This is a genomic window from Maritimibacter alkaliphilus HTCC2654 (assembly GCF_000152805.1).
GTDB lineage: Bacteria > Pseudomonadota > Alphaproteobacteria > Rhodobacterales > Rhodobacteraceae > Maritimibacter > Maritimibacter alkaliphilus.
The window spans coordinates 3,958,683-3,975,831 of the sequence record NZ_CH902578.1 but is presented as its reverse complement, the minus strand read 5'-3'; the positions used below and the strand labels follow the sequence as shown (position 1 = coordinate 3,975,831).

Sequence of the window (17,149 nt, the reverse complement as noted above, 5' to 3'; positions counted from 1 at the left end):
GCGTCGGGGCCGACCGTCAAACTTCTTCGATACGGATCGCGACCGGATCGCCCTCGACGACGCCGGTGGCTCCGAGGCCCGAGAGCGCCTCGTCGATCGCGGCGCGGGTCGTGGTATGGGTCACGATGATGACGGGGGCGGTGCCTTCGTCATGGCCGTATTGGCGCATCCGGTTGATCGACACGCCCGCATCGCCCAGAACGGCGGCGACTTTCGCCAGCGCGCCGGGTTTGTCCATCAGCGACATGCGCAGGTAATACGCGGCGGGAACGGTGGCCTTGGCGGGCTTTGCAGGCACCAGATCGGTGGCCCGTTTGCCGAAGGTCGAAATCGTGATGCCGCGCGCGATGTCCATGACGTCGCCCATGACGGCGGAGGCGGTCGGGCCTTCGCCCGCACCGGCGCCCCGCATGACGATCTGGCCGACGCTGTCGCCTTCGATCACCACCATGTTGGTGCCGCCTTCGAGCTGGCCCAGCGGTGAGGCGGCAGGGACGAGGCAGGGCGACATGCGCTGTTCCAGCCCACGGCCCGTCATCTGCGCGACGCCGAGCAGCTTGATCCGGTAGCCCATGTCGGCGGCTTGCTCGATATCCTCGATCTTGATGCGCTCGATGCCTTCAAGCTCGACCCCGTCGAAGTTGACCTGCGTGCCGAAGGCGATGGAGGATAGGAGCGACAGCTTGTGGCCCGCGTCGATCCCGCCCACGTCGAGCTGCGGGTCGGCTTCGAGGAAGCCCAGCTTGTCGGCCTCGTCGAACACCACGTCATAGGGCAGTTCGGCGTCGTACATGCGGGTCAGGATGTAATTGCAGGTGCCGTTCATCACGCCCATGACCCGCGTGATCTCGTTCCCCGCAAGCCCTTCGGTCAGCGCCTTGATGACCGGGATGCCCCCGGCGACGGCGGCTTCGAACCGGAGCACAACATCGGCCGCCTCGGCAGCCTCGGCGATGGCTTGGCCGTGATGGGCGAGCAGCGCCTTGTTGGCGGTAACGACGTGTTTGCCTGCGGCAATGGCCGCTTCCACGCTGGCCTTGGCCGGTCCGTCGGACCCGCCCATGAGTTCGACGTAGACATCGACATCGTCGCGGGTGGCGAGCGTGACGGGATCGTCTTCCCAGTCATACTTGCCAAGATCCACGCCGCGATCCTTGGCGCGGTTGCGGGCGGCGACGGCGGTGATCGCGACGGGGCGGCCCGTGCGTTCTTCGATCAGCTTGGCGTGTTTACGCACGATCTTGATGACGCCGACGCCGACGGTACCGAGACCTGCGATGCCGAGGCGAAGCGGGGCGGGGGTGGACATGGCGGATCTCCGTCGAAATTGCGCTGCGTCCACTTATCCAAAGGCCTTGCTGGGTGCAATGGAGGGTTTGCGCCGGGCTTGCCCGTCGCGAGGGGGCAGGCGCGGGCAAGCCCGCGCCCGCAAGGGGCGTTGCCCCTCGGCCCGCCAAGGCGGGCCTCACCCCAAGGTTTCCGGAAACAGAGAAGGGGCGCGGTCAGTCCGTGAAATTCGGGGCGCGTTTCTGCAGACCTGCCATGACCGCCTCCATCTGGTTCGCCGTGCCGATGAGTTCCTGTTGAATGCGGCTTTCAGCGAGGAGCGTGTCGGCGGGGGATGTTTGTTCGGTCTCGGATATCAGGCGTTTTGCGGCGCGGATCGCATCCGGGGATTTGCCGGCGATGGCGGTGGCGAGCTCCATCGCGCGGGCGAGCGGGTCGTCGGTGATTTCGGTCACCACGCCCCAGTGGAGCGCCTGCTCGGCACCGAAGGTTTCGGCGGTATAGGTCAGGCGGCGCAGGATGTCGCCGCGCATCAGGCGGCGGGCGAGGTGAAGCCCGCCCATGTCCGGCACGATGCCCCATTTGAGTTCCATGACGGAAAAGCGCGCGTCGGGGGCGGCGATGCGCATGTCGGGGCCGAGCGCGATCTGGAACCCGCCGCCCAGCGTGTGGCCATTGATCGCGGCGATCACGGGGACGGGGCATTCGGCCCAGACCATCGCGGTCGCCTGAAACTTGTTGGCGATGCCATGGGTGCGGGGCATCAACCCGTCCCCCTGCGCATCTTGCGCGATATTGGCCATCGACGCCATGTCCAGCCCGGCGCAGAACGCTTTCGGCCCGCCGGTGAGGACGACGGCGCGCACGCCCTTGGTGGTCGAGACCTCTTCCCCCGCCGCGATGATCGCGTCGATCTGGTCCGGGTCCAGCGCGTTCATCTTGTCGTGCCGGTTCATCGTGACGAGCGCCACGTGGTCCTGAATGTCGATGGTGACGCGGTCGGTCATGTCGTTGGCTCCACGAGTGGGACGGGCACCATCGTGCCCATGAGTTTCGCGATAAGGGTGCGGGCGCCCGCGATTTCGGACCACACGTCGGCCTCGACGATGGTCAGGCGGCGGCCGGGCCGGATCACGCGGCCGGTGGCCACGAGACGCTCGCCACGCCCGGGGGCGAGGAGGTGGATCTTCATCTCGGAGGTGACGATCTCGTTTCCCGTGGGCAACAGCGACGATGCCGCATAGCCCGCCGCCGAATCCCCGATCGAAAAGGCGAGGCCGGCATGGGTCGACCCTTGCTGTTGCAGGGTGCCGGGCGGGATCGTCGACACGATGGTGACGGTGCCGGGGCGCACGTCGGTCATGGTGGCGCCCAGCGTTTCCATCATCGGTTGCCGGGCGAAGCTCGCACGCACGCGCGCCTCGAAATCCGGGTCTTTCGGTGTGAAGTCCATGCCATCGCCTCCCTCGCTGCATCCTGTCGGGGTGCGGGGCGAGGGGCAAGCGTGACGCGGCGACGGCTAACGCGGCATCGGGATCGCGAGCGGGCGCGTGCCGGTGAGCACCGCGACGGCGCCCGGTTGCATGAGCATGGTGAGGGCGCGGTCGTGGCTGCGCAGACCGCCGGTATAGGTGCCGTAGGCGGGCAGGATCACGCGGGCGTCGTCACGCAGCAGGCAGGGCCGGGCGCGCCCGGCGACCCGTGCCTTGGGGTGGTAATGCCCCGAGACTTCGCCCACAGCGCCGGGGGCGGCGATGTGCCGGAAGGTGAGGGGGCCGAGGGTCAGGTCTGCGCGGTGATCGCCGCCGAGTTCAACGGGGCCGGGGTCGTGGTTGCCTTCGATCCAGACCCAGCGACGTCCGGCCATCAGGCGGGTGATCCAGAGCGCCACGCTGTCGTCCAGCCCATGCGCGGCCGCGTCGTCGTCGAAACTGTCGCCCAGGCAGATGACGGTCGTCGCCCCGGTCGCGTCGATGTCGGTTTCGAGGCGCGTGAGCGTATCCTGCACCTCGTAAGGGGGAAGCAGAGCGCCCGCGCGCCGGGCGAACCGCTCCGACCGGCCGAGGTGCAGGTCCGAGACGACCAGCAGGCGTTCGGCGGGCCAGAACAGCGCGCCGGTCGGGCGGAAGGACAGGTCGGCGCCAGCGAAGGTGAAGGGGTGGTCGTTCATGATCTGTTCTGTGCCTTGCAGAGCGTGGGTTTGCAAGGGCGAGATGGGATGGAGAGGTGCGAATTTGAACGTGGGAGAGGGCGGATGTGTTAACGCGTTAACGATTTCGGGGTCGGTGGGTAGCTCGTAAGATCATGGTTCCATTGGAAATTGTCTGTATGCACCGATACTGGAATACTAGGATTCTAGTATCCTCGAGCCAGACGATACTGAGCTCGCTCCGCTGACGCCGCGCAAAGGTCACCGCCCTATGCCAGCCCGGCTTCCTGCATCAACCTTTCCGCCTCCATCTCCATCAACGCCTCGCGTCCCATGCCGTCCACCGGCACCTTGCCGACTTCGAGGAACAGGGGGGCCGCGAAGGGTGTCACGCGGTCCAGCACCATATGGTCGACGCGGCCCTCGGTGCGTTCCAGCATTTCCTCGATCCGCCCGAAGTCGATGAGGCCGCGCATCGCCTCTTCGCGCGTGATGTTCAGAAGCAGGTGGTCGGGGTCGTAGCGGCGCAGGGTGTCGTAGAGGATGTCGGACGAGAATGTGGCCTGCCGACCGCTCGCGCGCGTGCCGGGGAAGTTGCGGGGAGTCAGGCCCGCGATGTTGGCGACGGCCTTGAAGCTGCGCTTCATCAGGGCGTTTTCCGACAGCCACCCCTCGAGCCCGGCGACAAGATCGTCGCGGCTGAACAGAAAGGCGGGGTCGTCCACCGGGTGAAGGCTCCAGATCAGGGTCGCATAATCGGTGGCGACGAAGCCGAGGGGGCCCAGCCCCGCGGTCTCCATCCGGCGGGTCAAGAGCAGGCCGAGCGTCTGCATCGCGCCGCGCCCCGCAAAGCCGTAGATCGCAGTTTGTGCGCGACCGTCATGAGGGAAGCTTTCGACGAGGATACGGCCCGCTTCCGGCAGGTGGCTCACCTCGCGTTGCAGGGCGATCCAATCCTGCGTGTGACTGGGCAGGGCCGAGAGGTCGCGACGGTGGATGAGGTCGAGCACCCGTGCCGACAGCTGCGTCGAGGTGGCGAATTTGGAGCCTGCGAAAACCGCGATCTTGGGCTTGCGCCCCTTATCGTTCGTCACGTCGACATGCATTTCCTTGAGGCTTTCGAACCGCACGATCTTGCCGCCCATCAGAAAGGTGTCGCCGGGGATCAGAGAGGCGGCGAAGCCCTCTTCGACCTCGCCCAGAAACTTGCGGTTCTGGCGCATCCGGACCTTGAGCGTGTCGGTGTCCTGAATGGTGCCGATGTTCATGCGGACCAGCGCGGCGGCGCGCGGGTCGCGAAGCTGCCACAGGCCGTCGGGGCGCTGTTTCAGGCGCTGCCAGCGATCATAGGCGCGCAGGGCGTATCCACCGGTCGCCACGAAATCGAGCGCCTCGTCGAACTGCGCGCGGGTGAGGCCCGCGTAGCCGCCCGCGCGGCGCACTTCGTTGAACAGCTCGACCTCGTCGAAGGGGCCTGAACAAGCCACGATCAGGATGTGCTGGCACAGCACGTCACGCGGCCCCGGTCCGCGCGGATCGCCGTCGAGATCGCGGGCGAGGACGGCTTCGAGCGCGGCCTGACACTCGATCACCTCCCACCTGTTCGCGGGCAGAAGCAGGGCCTTGGACGGGGCGTTGTAGCGGTGGTTCGCCCGCCCGATCCGCTGCACCAGACGTTTGACGTTCTTCGGTGCGCCGATCTGGATGACAAGGTCCACATCGCCCCAGTCTAGACCCAGATCGAGCGTGCCTGTGCAGACGATGGCGCGCAGCTCTCCTGCCACCATCGCGGCCTCGACCTTTTGCCGCTGTTCGCGGGCGAGGGAGCCATGGTGGATGCCGATGGGCAGGCCTTCCTCGTTCGCAAGCCACAGATTGTGAAAGAAAATCTCGGCCTGCGCTCGCGTGTTGTGAAAGATCAGCGTCGTCTTGTGGCGCTTCACTTCTTCCAGCACGTCCGGGATCGCATAGGCACCGCCACCGCCCGACCACGGCGGCGGGGTCTGGGTGGTAAGCATACGTATGTCCGGGTCCGGTCCGGGGTCGGCGGTCAGGACCGGACAACCGCCGGCCATGAAGAACCGGGCGAGCGCGGGCGGGTCTTCGACGGTGGCGGACAGCCCTACGCGGCGCAGGTCCGGGCGCATCGAGACGAGCCGCGCGAGGCAGAGCATCAACTGGTCGCCGCGCTTCGATTCCGCAAGTGCGTGCAACTCGTCCACCACCACCCGTTCCAGCCCTGCGAACATGCGAGGTGCGTCCTCGTAGGACAGGAGCAGCGCGAGGCTTTCGGGGGTCGTGAGCAGGATCTCGGGCGGGTCGGCGCGCTGGGCTTTCTTGCGGGTCTGGGTCGTGTCGCCGGAGCGATCCTCGACCCGGATCGGCAGGCCCATCTCGTCGATCGGTCCGGTCAGGTTGCGCCGCATGTCGGCGGCCAGCGCCTTCAGCGGTGAGATATAGAGCGTATGCAACCCTTTTCGCGGGTGCTCGGCCAGTTCGACCAGTGTGGGCAGAAATCCGGCGAGCGTCTTGCCGCCGCCTGTCGGGGCGACCAGCAGCGTTGCGGGATCGTTGCCTCGTGCCAGCATCTCCAACTGGTGCGGATGGACGGACCACCCCTTTTCGGTGAACCAGTCGGCGATGATCGGGGGCAGGGCGCTCATACATCGACAGTATTTTCGCGCGCCGGCGAAGAAAACGCAAAAACCCGCGACGGAACGGCGAACCGCCCGCGTTTGACAAAGGACAGTTGGAATTCACGCCATGTCGGGGGAGTTGCGTTCGGCCCCGGCGGTGTGGAAAGAGCGGCGCGCCAGCCCCTTCAGGCGCGCCGCTCGCTGTTCTGGCGTCAGTGGATGATCTTCTCGTCCTTGACGAACATGTTGGCCCAGGCCCGGTCGATCAGGTCCGGCGACATGCGATAGGGGATGCCTTCGAAGTCGCAGATCGCGATCATCTGGTCGATCAGGAACACCGGCTGATAGTTCGCATAGATGTTGTCGATCGTCGGGTATTTCTTCTTGAGCAGATGGATCAGCGCGGCTTCGTCCAGCTGCATCTTTTTCTTCTTCGCGACCATGGCGAAGATCTTGAGGAAATCCTCCTGCCCCGGACCGTCGATCTTGATCTTGAAGAAGATCCGGCGCAGGGCCGCTTTGTCGAAGATCTCGTTCGGGTGGAAGTTGGTCGAAAAGATCACCAACGTGTCGAACGGCACCTCGAATTTCTCGCCCGATTGCAGGGCGAGGATGTCCTTGCCCTCTTCCAGCGGCACGATCCAGCGGTTGATAAGCGCCTGCGGCGGCTCGGACTGACGGCCAAGGTCGTCGACGATGAAGACGCCGCCGGTGGATTTGAGCTGGAGCGGCGCGGTGTAGGTCCGCGCCGTCGGGTTGTAGACGAGGTCGAGCATGTCGAGCGTCAGTTCACCGCCGGTGATGACGGTGGGGCGCTGGCAGCGCACATACCGGCGGTCGTAGCGGTTCGACGTGCGGCGCAGGGAGTTCGGGTCGTCGACCTGATCCTCGGCCTTGGAATGCACGATGGGGTCGTAGACCGTGATGACCTGACCGGAATACAGGATCGCGCGCGGGACGTAGATCTTGTCGCCGAGCGCGTCGCGGATGCCGTTCGAGATCGACGATTTACCGTTGCCCGGCGGGCCGTACATCAGGATCGACCGGCCCGAGCCGACCGCCGGGCCGAGGTGGTCGAGCAACTCGTTCGGCAGGATCAGGTGCCCCATGGCGCCGGTCAGCTGGTCGCGCGTGATCTGGATTTTCTTGATCGATTGGCGCTCGACCTGTTCGTAATACTTGTCGAGCGGCACGGGCATCGCGCCGTAGTATTCCGACTGCGACAGCGCGTCGAGCGCGCGGGCCTTGCCGCCATCGGACAGGCGATAACCCATTTCATTGCCCGAGGTCGCGTGCAGCGTGCCGGTCGCCTCGACAAGCCCCTGATCGCGGGCGCTGTCGATCAGCTCCTGCGTCACGCGGGTCGGAAGGCAGAGGATTTTCTCCAACTGGCTGACATGCTCGGCATTCATGCGGAACATGGTCTTCAACAGGATGTCGCGCATCATGACCGGGGTCAGACCGGTGTCTTCCATGTTCCGGCACGGCGGTGGCGGTTCGACACCGGAGGCCGGGGTCGGGGGGGTATCCATTTTCATTCGTCTGCTCGCTGCCTGATTTTTTTTCCCAAATCTTTCCGCTTTGCGTCCTCGGCCCGTCCAAAACCCGGTATAGTCCGGGGCAAGGTGGCCGAAGCACCATCAACAAAAACCAAGAACTCGGCGAAAAGAGGGCAGAATGGGCAAGACAAATGATAAAATGCTGGCGATTGCGCTGGCATTGATGACGGTCCTGTTGGGCGGGGCCGCGCTTTTGAAGGGCGGGTTCTACCTCGGCAAGCACGAAGGCGACACGCTGCACCTCCTGCAAATGGTTCTGCGTATGGCCGACGGCGACTGGCCGCATCTGGATTTCGTCACGCCCATCGGTGCCCTTGCCATCGCGCCGATCGCATGGCTCGTCTCATTGGGCCTTGGGGTCGGGCACGCGATCCTGTGGTCGCAGGTGCTGATCGCCCTGATCGCGCTGCCCGCGACATGGTATGTTGCCAAGACGCGGTTTGCGGGCCTGTGGTCCTACGTATTCGGCGCGGTGATCCTGATCCTGATCCTCGCGCTCGTGCATGGCGAGACGACGCGCGCCGTGTCGATTTCGATGCATTACAACCGCTGGGCCTGGGCCGCGGCGTTTCTGGCCATCGCGACCGCGGTGATGCCCGCGCGGGGCGGAAACCGGACGCTGGACGGGGTGATTATCGGCGTCGCCATGGCCCTGCTGCTTCTCACCAAGGCGACCTATCTGATCGCGTTCCTTCCGGCCATTCTGGTGGCGCTCATCGGGCGCAAGGCGTGGCGGACGGTGATCTCGGGCCTGATCGCTGGGCTTGTCGTCATGGTCGCCGTCACGGTTCTGGCCGGCACGCCGATCTTCTGGCTCGCCTATCTGCGCGATCTCGCCACCGTCGCGGCGTCGGACGTGCGCCCGCAACCCGGCTATGCCTTCGGCGTCACCGTCGGTGCGCCTGCGTGGATGGGGGGGAGCCTCATGCTGATCCTGTCGGTGATCTGGCTGCGCCACGCGGGCCGGATGCTCGAAGGTCTGGTCATGCTGATCCTCGTGCCGGGGTTCTTCTACGTCACCTATCAGAATTTCGGCAACGATCCCCAGTGGTTGCCGCTTCTGGGGCTCATGCTGATCGCACTCAGGCCGGATGGCGAGGTGACCAACAGCTTCGGCTGGAACATGCGGGAGGTCATGACCTACACTGCCGTCGCCGCGCTGGCCTTCGGGGCGCCGAGCCTCATCAACCTTGCCTACTCGCCGTTCCGCCACCTGACGGAAGAGCCCGAGGACTACACCGCGCTTCTTCCCGGTTCCGGCGTGCACGAGGACATCGTGACCCCGACCATCCGCGCCTATCGCATGGACGCGAAGGTGGCGCTGGATGGGCCGGACACGATCTATGGCGCGTTCTGGGATCCTGAATTCCGCCAGAACGAAGTGACCGAGTGGAAGGGCGAGACGCTGCCCAACTGCGCGAACGAGGTGGGCACGGTCGGCTGGTTTCAGGTGAACGCGAAGCTTCTGAACGAGACGGGGCTAATCGAGGGCAAGACCGCCTTCGTGGCCGATCTGCTCAACGCCTTCTGGCTGTTCGGCGCGTTCGAGCCGCTGCCGGGGAACGCGCCTTGGTATTACGGCAACCTGTCGGGGCTGGAGAACGCCGATTTCGTGGTCGTGCCGCTTTGCCCGATGTCGGTGACCACGCGCCACCTGATCCTTGCCGAGTTGGACGAGGCGGATGTCGCCCTGACCGAAGTGGCCCGGACGTCGGAGTTCATTCTCTACGAAGTCGGGGACTGATCCCCGCGTGGCGGGTCAGACCCCGGTCAGCGCCACGAAGGCGAGGTAGGCGACCAACCCGATCCCAAGGCAAAGACCCATGGGGAAATCGTCGCGTTCCCAGCTTTCCCAGCCGGGCACCGCCGCGCGCACGAAGGACACGCGCTTGGCGATCCGGTGCAGGACGAAACCGCCGAGGATCGCGGCGGCGAAGATGAAGGCGAAGACCGACAGATCGCCGAGCGCCACGAAGGGCGCCATGGCGGCCGCGAATTTCGCGTCGCCCGCCCCCAGAAGCCCGGCGGCGTTCATCACGAAGCCGACCAGCAGGATCACCGCGAGGTGGACGTAGCGCCAGAGGTAGTCGGGAAGGGTGATGACCGACATCGCGACCGCCGCCAGCCCGACCACGGCATAGACGCCGAACAGCGCCATCACCGCCTTGTTCGGGATCTTCATCCGGCTCATGTCGCTGATCGCGACCCAGACCGAAATCACGGCGGCGAAGGGCAGGAACATGAGCCCGAGAAGGGCGGGCTGAACGCTCATCATCCGTTCGAGACGTTCGATTCCAACGCCCGCATGGCGCGGACGGCTTCTTCGAAGTGCTGCGGGTGGGTGTCGATGGCTTCCTGCAACAGCGTCTTGCCGATCACGACGTCGCCCTGCTTGATCGCGGCCAGCGCGAGGGTGTGCAGAAGCTGCGCGCGCTCGACCTGGCTCATCTCGACCACGGGCAGGTCGTATTTGCCCTGCGCGCCACGTGCCATGACGAGGTTGTTCTTGGCGGTGAACATGCCCGCGTCGTAACTCAGCGCCTCGCCGAACAGCCGTTCGGCCCCGCTGAAATCGCCCCGCGTGAGCTTGGAGTAGCCCCAGTTGTTCAACGTGCCCGCGGGCTGCGTGGTCAGGCCCACGGCGGTTTCATAGAAACTGTCGGCCCGCTTCCAGTCCTGATCGCTGTCGGCCACCATCGCTTCCAGCTTGTAGCGCATGAAGGTCTCATGCGTCGGCGGCACCTTGTCGAGTTCGGTCTTGGCCTTGGCCCAGTCGCCCGCCCGGATATAGGCATCGGCGAGGTTCACGCGGTCGTCCGCCGTGCCTTCGGCGCTGTTGGCCACTTCGGACCAGACGTTCGCCGCCTCGGACGCCTTGCGCGCCTTGACGAGCGATTGGGCGAGACCGCGTTTGAAATCCATGCGTTCCGGGGCCTGCGCGGACGCGCGCCGGAAATAGGCGACCGCTTCTTCCGGGTCGCCCACGGTCAGCATGATGTCGTTGAGGTTCGACTCGTCGATGACGTTCACACCGGCGACCGCACGTTCGACTTCTTCATCCGACATCTGGCTTTCGCAGCCGGACAGCGCGACGAGCCCCATCAGGGCGGCGGACACGACGAAGGGATGGCGCATGGCCTGTATCCTTTTCCTGCTCTCCTCGGCGGATCCGCTTATTGTCTGCTGCGCCGTTTTCGGCGTCTATCGCGTCCCGAGCAGGAGGTAGTCTCCGCGCCCACGACGCATCAGGGCGAATTCCGCTTTTTCTTCCTCACCATCATACGCAATGTTTTCCTGCTTTGATAGCGCGAGGTTGAGGTTTTCACGTATGGAGTCCGATTTGCCACTGTCCGCGCCGAAGGCGATCTTGAACACGCGCACCGCCTCGCCGACATTGCCGGTTTCCATCAGCACGACGCCCAGGTTGTTCCATGCGGGGGCGAATGTCGGGTCGTCCTCGACCGCCTGACGCAAGAGGCGCTCGGCCTGGCCCAGACGCCCAAGATACAGGTTCGCCGAGCCCATGGCCGACAGCGTGTCGACGCTGATCCCGTCTTCGGCGGCGGCGCGCAGATAGGCTTTCAGCGCCAGTTCGTATTCGCCCGCTTCCATCAGCCGGTGGCCGACGATCAGCCCGTCGACGCTGTCCTCGCCCGCCACGCGGGCATCGGGGGCATAGGCGTTGCCGCCACTGTTGCCGAGGCCCTTTGCATTTTCGCATGCGGCGAGCGCGAAAGTCGCCACCAGCATTGCGATAATGGATGTGCCTGTCCGTGCCATGCGGCGCGTCCCTTGTTTTTTGCAAGGCGCGCTGCTCGGTCGCGCCCTAGAAGCTGATATTCTTCAGCGTCTTATACACTTCGTAGACGGAGGGGCCGATCAGGATGATGAGAAGCGGCGGAACCGTCAGCATCATTGTGGCAAGGGTCATCTTGGTCGGCAAGGTGTTTGCCTTTTCCTCGGCCCGCATCACGCGCTTGTCACGCATTTCGCCGGCATAGACGCGCAGCGCCTCGGCGATGGAGGTGCCGAAGCTGGTCGACTGGATCAGCACGGTCACGAAGGACTGGACATCGGCCACGCCGCAGCGTTCGCCCATGTCGCGCAAAACCTGAATGCGGTCCTTGCCCGCCTTGATCTCCCAGCTCACGATCTCGAACTCGTCGGCCAGCGCCGGATAGCCCGCGCGGATTTCCTTGGCGACGCGGATGATTGCCTGGTCGAGCGATTGACCGGCCTCGACGCAGACCAGCATCATGTCGAGCGCGTCGGGGAAGCCGTTCGTGATCTCTTCCTTGCGGCTGTCGACACGGCGCGTGACCCAATATTTCGGGGCGACGTAACCCACCGCGCCGGGGATGAGCACGGTCATAATCATCTTCTGCGTCGAGGTTTCGCCGTCGTTCGTGATGAATGAATAGATAAGACCGGCGAACAGCAGGCCGAGACCCAGCGCGAATTGCGCGAAGTGATAGGTGCGCACCGCGTTCTTGCCAGGATAGCCCGCCTGAAGCAGCCGAAGCTGGATCGCGGAATATTCCTCGCTGTCCTCGGGTTCGAGGAAACTTTTGTATTTCTCCAGCTTGTCGCCCATCCCGCCGCTTTCGGTGCGGCGCAGCGCCATATGCTCTTCTTCCAGTTCCTTCTGGCTTTTCTTGAGCTTGTTCAGCGGGTCTTCCTCGCGCTTGAACAGCAGGGGCAGGGCGCCGACGATCAGCAGAACGCCCAATCCGCCAAGCGCCATCAGGGGGCCGAAGGGGCCGAACTTGTCGGTCAGGATCGCGGTGAGTTGGTCGATCATCTCTCTGGTCTCACACCTTGATGTTCGTCAGCGCCTTCATCACGAAGTAGTTCGCGATAAGGAAGCCGAGACAGACGAGCGCGGCGGGAATGAAGAACCCGGTTTCCTTCACGTCGTCGTAATAGTTGGGCTGGATTACGTTAATCATGACGATGGCGAGGATCGGGAAGCCCGACAGGAAGGTGCCGGACCATTTCGCTTCGGCGGTGATCGCCTTGACCCGGCGGAACAGCTTGAAGCGCGAGCGGATGACCTTGGCCAGACCGTCGAGGATCTCGGCAAGGTTGCCGCCCGAGGTCTGTTGGATCGTCACCGCGACCGCGAGGAAGCGCAGATCCTGCATGTCCATGCGCTCCGCCATCGCCTTGAGGCTGTCGCCGATGTCGCGGCCATAGGCGCTTTCATCCGCGATGATCCCGATTTCCGAGCCGAGGGGATCGGGCACCTCTTTCGCGACGATCTGGATCGCGGATGAGAACGGGTGGCCGACGCGCAGCGAGCGCACCATGAGTTCCACGGCGTCCGGCAACTGTTCCTCGAACATCGCCATGCGTTTCTTGGCCTTGCCGTTGATCCAGACATAAACACCGCCGACACCCATCGCGATGGACAACAGGATGCGCACGCCGGTGCCCGCGCCGGTCCCCATCGTGAGGCCCAGATAGGCGACGACGGACAACCCGGCCATCAGCATCATGATCTGCTTGGGCGTGAAGGCGATGTTGGCCTTCTGCGCCTTTTCGGCCAGCAGCGAGTAGAGCGGCATGCCCTTCGCGTTCATGTGCTGGTGCATCTCCTTGCGAAGCTGCTCCAGCACCTGTTCGCGGCCCGCGCCTTTTTCGAGCATGTCGAGGCGGCGGTTCACCCGGCTGTTCAGGGAAATCGACTTGCCGAAGACGGTCAGGTAGATGCCCTCGACCAGCAGGAGCACGGCGATGAAGATGACGCCGTAGATGATGATGTCTGTCGAGAACGGCATCCGGGTTACTCCGCGGCGATGGGTTCGAAGATGGAGGCGGGCAGGTTGTAGCCCCACTGGCGGAAACGCTCGGAGTAGTGCGAGCGCACGCCGGTCGCGTTGAAGCGGCCGATGATCTTGCCTTCGGGCGTCAGGCCGAGGCGCTCGTAGCGGAACACCTCCTGCATCGAGATGACGTCGCCTTCCATGCCGGTGATCTCGGTGATCGACACCATGCGGCGCGACCCGTCCTGAAGGCGGCTGGCCTGCACCATGAGGTTCACGGCCGACGAGATCTGCGAGCGGATCGCCTTGATCGGCATCTCGATCCCGGCCATCGCGACCATGTTTTCCAGACGCGACACGGCATCGCGCGCCGAGTTGGCGTGGATCGTGGTCATGGAGCCGTCGTGGCCGGTGTTCATGGCCTGAAGCATGTCGATGACTTCCTCGCCGCGCGTCTCACCCACGATGATGCGGTCGGGACGCATACGAAGGGCGTTCTTCAGACAGTCGCGCTGGCTGACGGCGCCCTTGCCCTCGACGTTCGCCGGGCGGCTTTCCATCCTGCCCACGTGGGTCTGTTGCAGCTGAAGTTCCGCCGTATCCTCGATGGTCAGGATGCGTTCGCTGTCGTCGATGAAGGACGACAGGGCGTTGAGCGTCGTCGTCTTACCGGAACCCGTCCCGCCGGACACGATCACGTTCAGGCGGCAGGCGACGGCGGCTTGCAGATAGGCGGCCATTTCCTCGGAAAAGGCGCCGAACTGCACCAGATCGTCGATGGCCAGCTTGTCTTTCTTGAATTTACGAATGGACACGAGCGAACCATCCACGGCAATCGGCGGCACCATCGCGTTGAAACGCGAGCCATCGGCAAGACGGGCGTCCACCGACGGGTTCGATTCATCGACACGCCGACCCACGGCCGACACGATCTTGTCGATGATGCGCAACAAGTGGCGCTCGTCCTTGAAGGTCACGTCCGTCAGGCTCAGTTTGCCCGCGCGTTCCACGAAGATCTGCTTGGGACCGTTCACCAGAATATCGTTGATGGTGTCGTCTTTCAGCAGCGGTTCGAGCGGGCCGAGCCCGGTCACCTCGTCGTAAAGCTCGGCGTTCAGGGTCTGGCGTTCTTCGCGGTTCAGAACCACGTTCATCTCGGACAGCACTTCGGACGCGATCGATTGAATCTCGGCGCGCAATTCCTTTTCCGGCGCGGTCTCCAGCGCGGACAGGTTCAGGTTGTCGAGCAACTGCTTGTGCAGCTCGACCTTGATTTCCATGAGCCGTTCGCGCCGCTTGCGCTCCTTGTCCTGCGGCGTGGGCATCGCGGCCACTTTGGGCTTGGCGTCCGCGACGGGCTTGGGCGCGGGTTTGGGCGCGCTGGCAACGGGTTTGGGCGCGGGCGCCGGGGCAGCGGGCTGGCCGCCCTCGACCGTTTCCAGCTTGGGCGCGCCGCCGCTTGTCGGTTTCTGGGGACCACCGGGCTTTTTGTATTTCGAAAACACCTAACGGCTCCTATTTCCTGGCCCGCTTCTTCTTGCCCTTCTTGCCGGAGGCTTCTTCTTCCTCCTGGCTCAGGGCATGAAGCTGCTCTGCGAGTTTCTGGATTTCCTTGCGCAACGGGTTCTTGAGCGCGGCTTCGGCCAGCGGCACGCCGTGATCGCCCGCCTGAACGATGGGCTTGCCGCCGTCGGGCATCAGCAGATCGATCTGGATGTCGAGGCTTTCGGCCATGCGCTTGACCCGGCTTTTACCGTTCAAGTCCGTGAATTTGGGGGCGCGGTTCAGGATATAGCGCAGCTTGTCGACCGGCAGATCCTCGGATTTGAGCGCCCGGATCATCCGCAGCGTGTTCTGGGCCGAGCGCATGTCGAGTTCGACGGTCGCGAAGTAGATATGCGCGGCCTGCAACACGGTTTCGGTCCATTGGACGACGGCGGTCGGCATGTCGACGATCACGTAGTCGAAATTCGACCGGGCCTTGTCGATCAGCGCCTGCACGTCCGAGGACGAGATCAGGTCCAGCGGCAGCATTTCGGCGGGCGCGGTGAAGACGTGCAGATGTTCGTTGAATGTCAGCAGCGCGGCCATGAAGCTTTCGTCGTCGGCGGTTTCCATGTCCGACAGAAATTCGTAGATCACCTCGCGCCGGGGCAGGTCGAGATAGGTCGACACGCTGCCGAATTGCAGGTCGAGGTCGATCAGGCAGACGCGCGGGCTGTCGGCCTTGGCGATGGTCGCCAGTTCCCAGGCGAGGTTGACGGCGACGGTCGTGGCGCCGGTGCCCCCGGCCATGCCGTGCACCGCGATCAGCACGCCTTCGCGATTGGTGCCGGACGGTTGCGGGGTGTTCGGGGCGGCCGCCTGAAGGACAGGCGCAGGGTCCGGTGCGCGCAGACGCTCGATCGCATCCTTGAGCGCGCCGTCGGGCAAGGGGTAGGGAATGAATTCCTCGGCCCCGACCTTGAGAAGCTGGTGCAGCGCGATCGGGCTGACCTCTTCGGCCACGACGATGGCTTTGATGTTGCGGGCGGCGGCCTGACGGATCACCTCGGCGATCTGGGCGAGGTTCGCCTCGTCCTCGTCGTCCATCGCGATGGCGATGAATTCAAGGCTGTCGCTGTCGGGCTGTTCGAAGAAGGCCAGCGCATCCGAGATCGACAGGTCGCCCCAGGCTTCGCCCAGTTCGGTTTCCATGTCCTCGATGAGAAGATCGAACGCCTGCACATCGCGCGAGATCGTGCAGGCGACGATCGGTGCCGGCTCCTGATCTAGCACTGCTGCGCTCCCACTCATGCCTCGTTCCTTTCCGATCCGGCCGCCCTCGCAACAGGTGCGCGGTTCATCCGCGCGACCCCGGGCGACCGCCACACGACTCGGTCGTGCGGACTACTCGCAAGTTCTGAATTTCACTTCCAAGTTGGGCGAGATTTTGTCGGAACTCGCGAAATTATGCGGTGTTTTGAGACGATGCCGCGGCAGATGCGGCGGCTGTTTCGCAGGCGGTAACGGCGAAACAATAAGGGCCGGAACGTATCCGGCCCTGTAACAGCTTGGTTGGATTGCCTTTTTTAGGCCGCGTTCAGCCGCCGCTGGCCGCGGCGTTGAGTTCGCCCAGCCCGCCACGCTCCGGCGGCAGCTCGGTCGCCGACTCGACATACTCGCGGAACACCACTTCCGCGTATTTGCCGTTCAGGATCAGGGGGTTGTCCTGCACGAAGCCCGACACCTCGGTCACCGTGCGCCGGTTGCGGCGCTCGCGGTTCTCGGTCGCGACCAGAGGCTGCGTTTCGCCATAGGTGACGACCGCCTCGACCCGCGACCGGCTGATGCCCTGGCTCGCGAAGTAATTCACGACCGCTTGGGCCCGGCGCAGACCGAGCTGGCGGTTGTAGGCGTTGGAGCCGACCTTGTCGGTATGCCCGTAGACCCGGAAGTGCACTTCGGGGAACTGTCTGATGAAGCTCGCTTGCCGGGCGAGGATCTGGCGCGCCTGACCGTCGAGCACGGCCGAGTTGAACTCGAAGTTGACCGTATCGGGCACCTCGCGGTTGAACCGTTCGGCCAGATCGACGACGTAGCTCTTCTGTCCGGTCTGGATCAGGTAGTTGTTCTCGGTCGCGCTGCCGAATTCGGCGCGGGCGGGGATCGCTCCGGCTTCGCCCAGATAGGTCTTGTCCGTGGCGCAGCCCGCCATGAGGGCGAGGGCCGATGTCGTCGCGACGATCTTTGCACCTGTGCGGATAGCCATGC

Annotated in this window: 15 protein-coding genes; 1 reads left to right on the top strand and 14 read right to left on the bottom strand. The window is 64.5% G+C overall.

Going from position 1 to position 17,149, the window contains the following annotated elements; genetic code table 11:
- Nucleotides 1-16: 16 nt before the first annotated feature.
- The 6 genes from RB2654_RS20435 to RB2654_RS20410 form a co-directional block, all read right to left on the bottom strand.
- Nucleotides 17-1,309, bottom strand: coding sequence for a homoserine dehydrogenase (locus tag RB2654_RS20435; RefSeq protein ID WP_008335353.1), 1,293 nt, complete (start codon nucleotides 1,307-1,309; stop codon nucleotides 17-19).
- Between the two features lie 193 nt (nucleotides 1,310-1,502).
- A complete protein-coding gene (locus RB2654_RS20430) occupies nucleotides 1,503-2,294 on the bottom strand; it encodes a crotonase/enoyl-CoA hydratase family protein (RefSeq protein ID WP_008335352.1) in 792 nt (263 codons plus the stop codon).
- Nucleotides 2,291-2,740, bottom strand: a complete 450-nt coding sequence (locus tag RB2654_RS20425) for a PaaI family thioesterase (RefSeq protein ID WP_008335350.1) — start codon at nucleotides 2,738-2,740, stop codon at nucleotides 2,291-2,293. Before RB2654_RS20425 ends, RB2654_RS20430 begins: the two co-directional genes overlap by 4 nt.
- A gap of 66 nt (nucleotides 2,741-2,806) precedes the next feature.
- On the bottom strand, nucleotides 2,807-3,457 hold the full coding sequence (pdeM, locus tag RB2654_RS20420) for a ligase-associated DNA damage response endonuclease PdeM (RefSeq protein WP_008335349.1): 651 nt from the start codon (nucleotides 3,455-3,457) through the stop codon (nucleotides 2,807-2,809).
- Nucleotides 3,458-3,705: 248 nt separating this feature from the next.
- Nucleotides 3,706-6,099: a ligase-associated DNA damage response DEXH box helicase gene (locus RB2654_RS20415; protein WP_008335348.1), complete on the bottom strand. Its 2,394-nt coding sequence runs from the start codon at nucleotides 6,097-6,099 to the stop codon at nucleotides 3,706-3,708.
- Between the two features lie 185 nt (nucleotides 6,100-6,284).
- A complete protein-coding gene (locus RB2654_RS20410; RefSeq protein WP_008335347.1) occupies nucleotides 6,285-7,610 on the bottom strand; it encodes a DUF8689 domain-containing protein in 1,326 nt (441 codons plus the stop codon).
- A gap of 139 nt (nucleotides 7,611-7,749) precedes the next feature.
- Between RB2654_RS20410 and RB2654_RS20405 the strand changes: the two genes are divergently transcribed.
- Entirely contained in the window at nucleotides 7,750-9,375 is a 1,626-nt protein-coding gene (locus RB2654_RS20405) for a DUF2029 domain-containing protein (RefSeq protein ID WP_040885349.1), read from the top strand.
- A gap of 15 nt (nucleotides 9,376-9,390) precedes the next feature.
- Here RB2654_RS20405 and RB2654_RS20400 read toward each other — a convergent pair whose 3' ends face one another.
- The 8 genes from RB2654_RS20400 to RB2654_RS20365 all read right to left on the bottom strand — a co-directional run bounded on the left by RB2654_RS20400 (nucleotide 9,391) and on the right by RB2654_RS20365 (nucleotide 17,147).
- On the bottom strand, nucleotides 9,391-9,906 hold the full coding sequence (locus RB2654_RS20400; RefSeq protein ID WP_008335345.1) for a prepilin peptidase: 516 nt from the start codon (nucleotides 9,904-9,906) through the stop codon (nucleotides 9,391-9,393).
- Nucleotides 9,903-10,766, bottom strand: a complete 864-nt coding sequence (locus RB2654_RS20395; RefSeq protein WP_008335344.1) for a tetratricopeptide repeat protein — start codon at nucleotides 10,764-10,766, stop codon at nucleotides 9,903-9,905. The genes RB2654_RS20400 and RB2654_RS20395 overlap by 4 nt, the downstream gene beginning before the upstream one ends.
- A gap of 66 nt (nucleotides 10,767-10,832) precedes the next feature.
- A complete protein-coding gene (locus RB2654_RS20390; RefSeq protein WP_148912528.1) occupies nucleotides 10,833-11,411 on the bottom strand; it encodes a tetratricopeptide repeat protein in 579 nt (192 codons plus the stop codon).
- Nucleotides 11,412-11,457: 46 nt separating this feature from the next.
- Entirely contained in the window at nucleotides 11,458-12,432 is a 975-nt protein-coding gene (locus RB2654_RS20385) for a type II secretion system F family protein (RefSeq protein WP_008335341.1), read from the bottom strand.
- Nucleotides 12,433-12,442: 10 nt separating this feature from the next.
- Nucleotides 12,443-13,411, bottom strand: a complete 969-nt coding sequence (locus RB2654_RS20380) for a type II secretion system F family protein (protein WP_008335340.1) — start codon at nucleotides 13,409-13,411, stop codon at nucleotides 12,443-12,445.
- A 5-nt stretch (nucleotides 13,412-13,416) separates the two neighbouring features.
- Nucleotides 13,417-14,901 carry a TadA family conjugal transfer-associated ATPase gene (locus RB2654_RS20375; RefSeq protein WP_008335338.1) on the bottom strand — a complete coding sequence of 495 codons (1,485 nt, stop codon included), beginning with the start codon at nucleotides 14,899-14,901 and terminating at the stop codon, nucleotides 13,417-13,419.
- A gap of 10 nt (nucleotides 14,902-14,911) precedes the next feature.
- Nucleotides 14,912-16,192: a CpaE/TadZ family protein gene (locus RB2654_RS20370; protein WP_050772005.1), complete on the bottom strand. Its 1,281-nt coding sequence runs from the start codon at nucleotides 16,190-16,192 to the stop codon at nucleotides 14,912-14,914.
- A 286-nt stretch (nucleotides 16,193-16,478) separates the two neighbouring features.
- Nucleotides 16,479-17,147 carry an OmpA family protein gene (locus RB2654_RS20365; RefSeq protein ID WP_008335335.1) on the bottom strand — a complete coding sequence of 223 codons (669 nt, stop codon included), beginning with the start codon at nucleotides 17,145-17,147 and terminating at the stop codon, nucleotides 16,479-16,481.
- Between the last annotated feature and the right edge of the window lie 2 nt (nucleotides 17,148-17,149).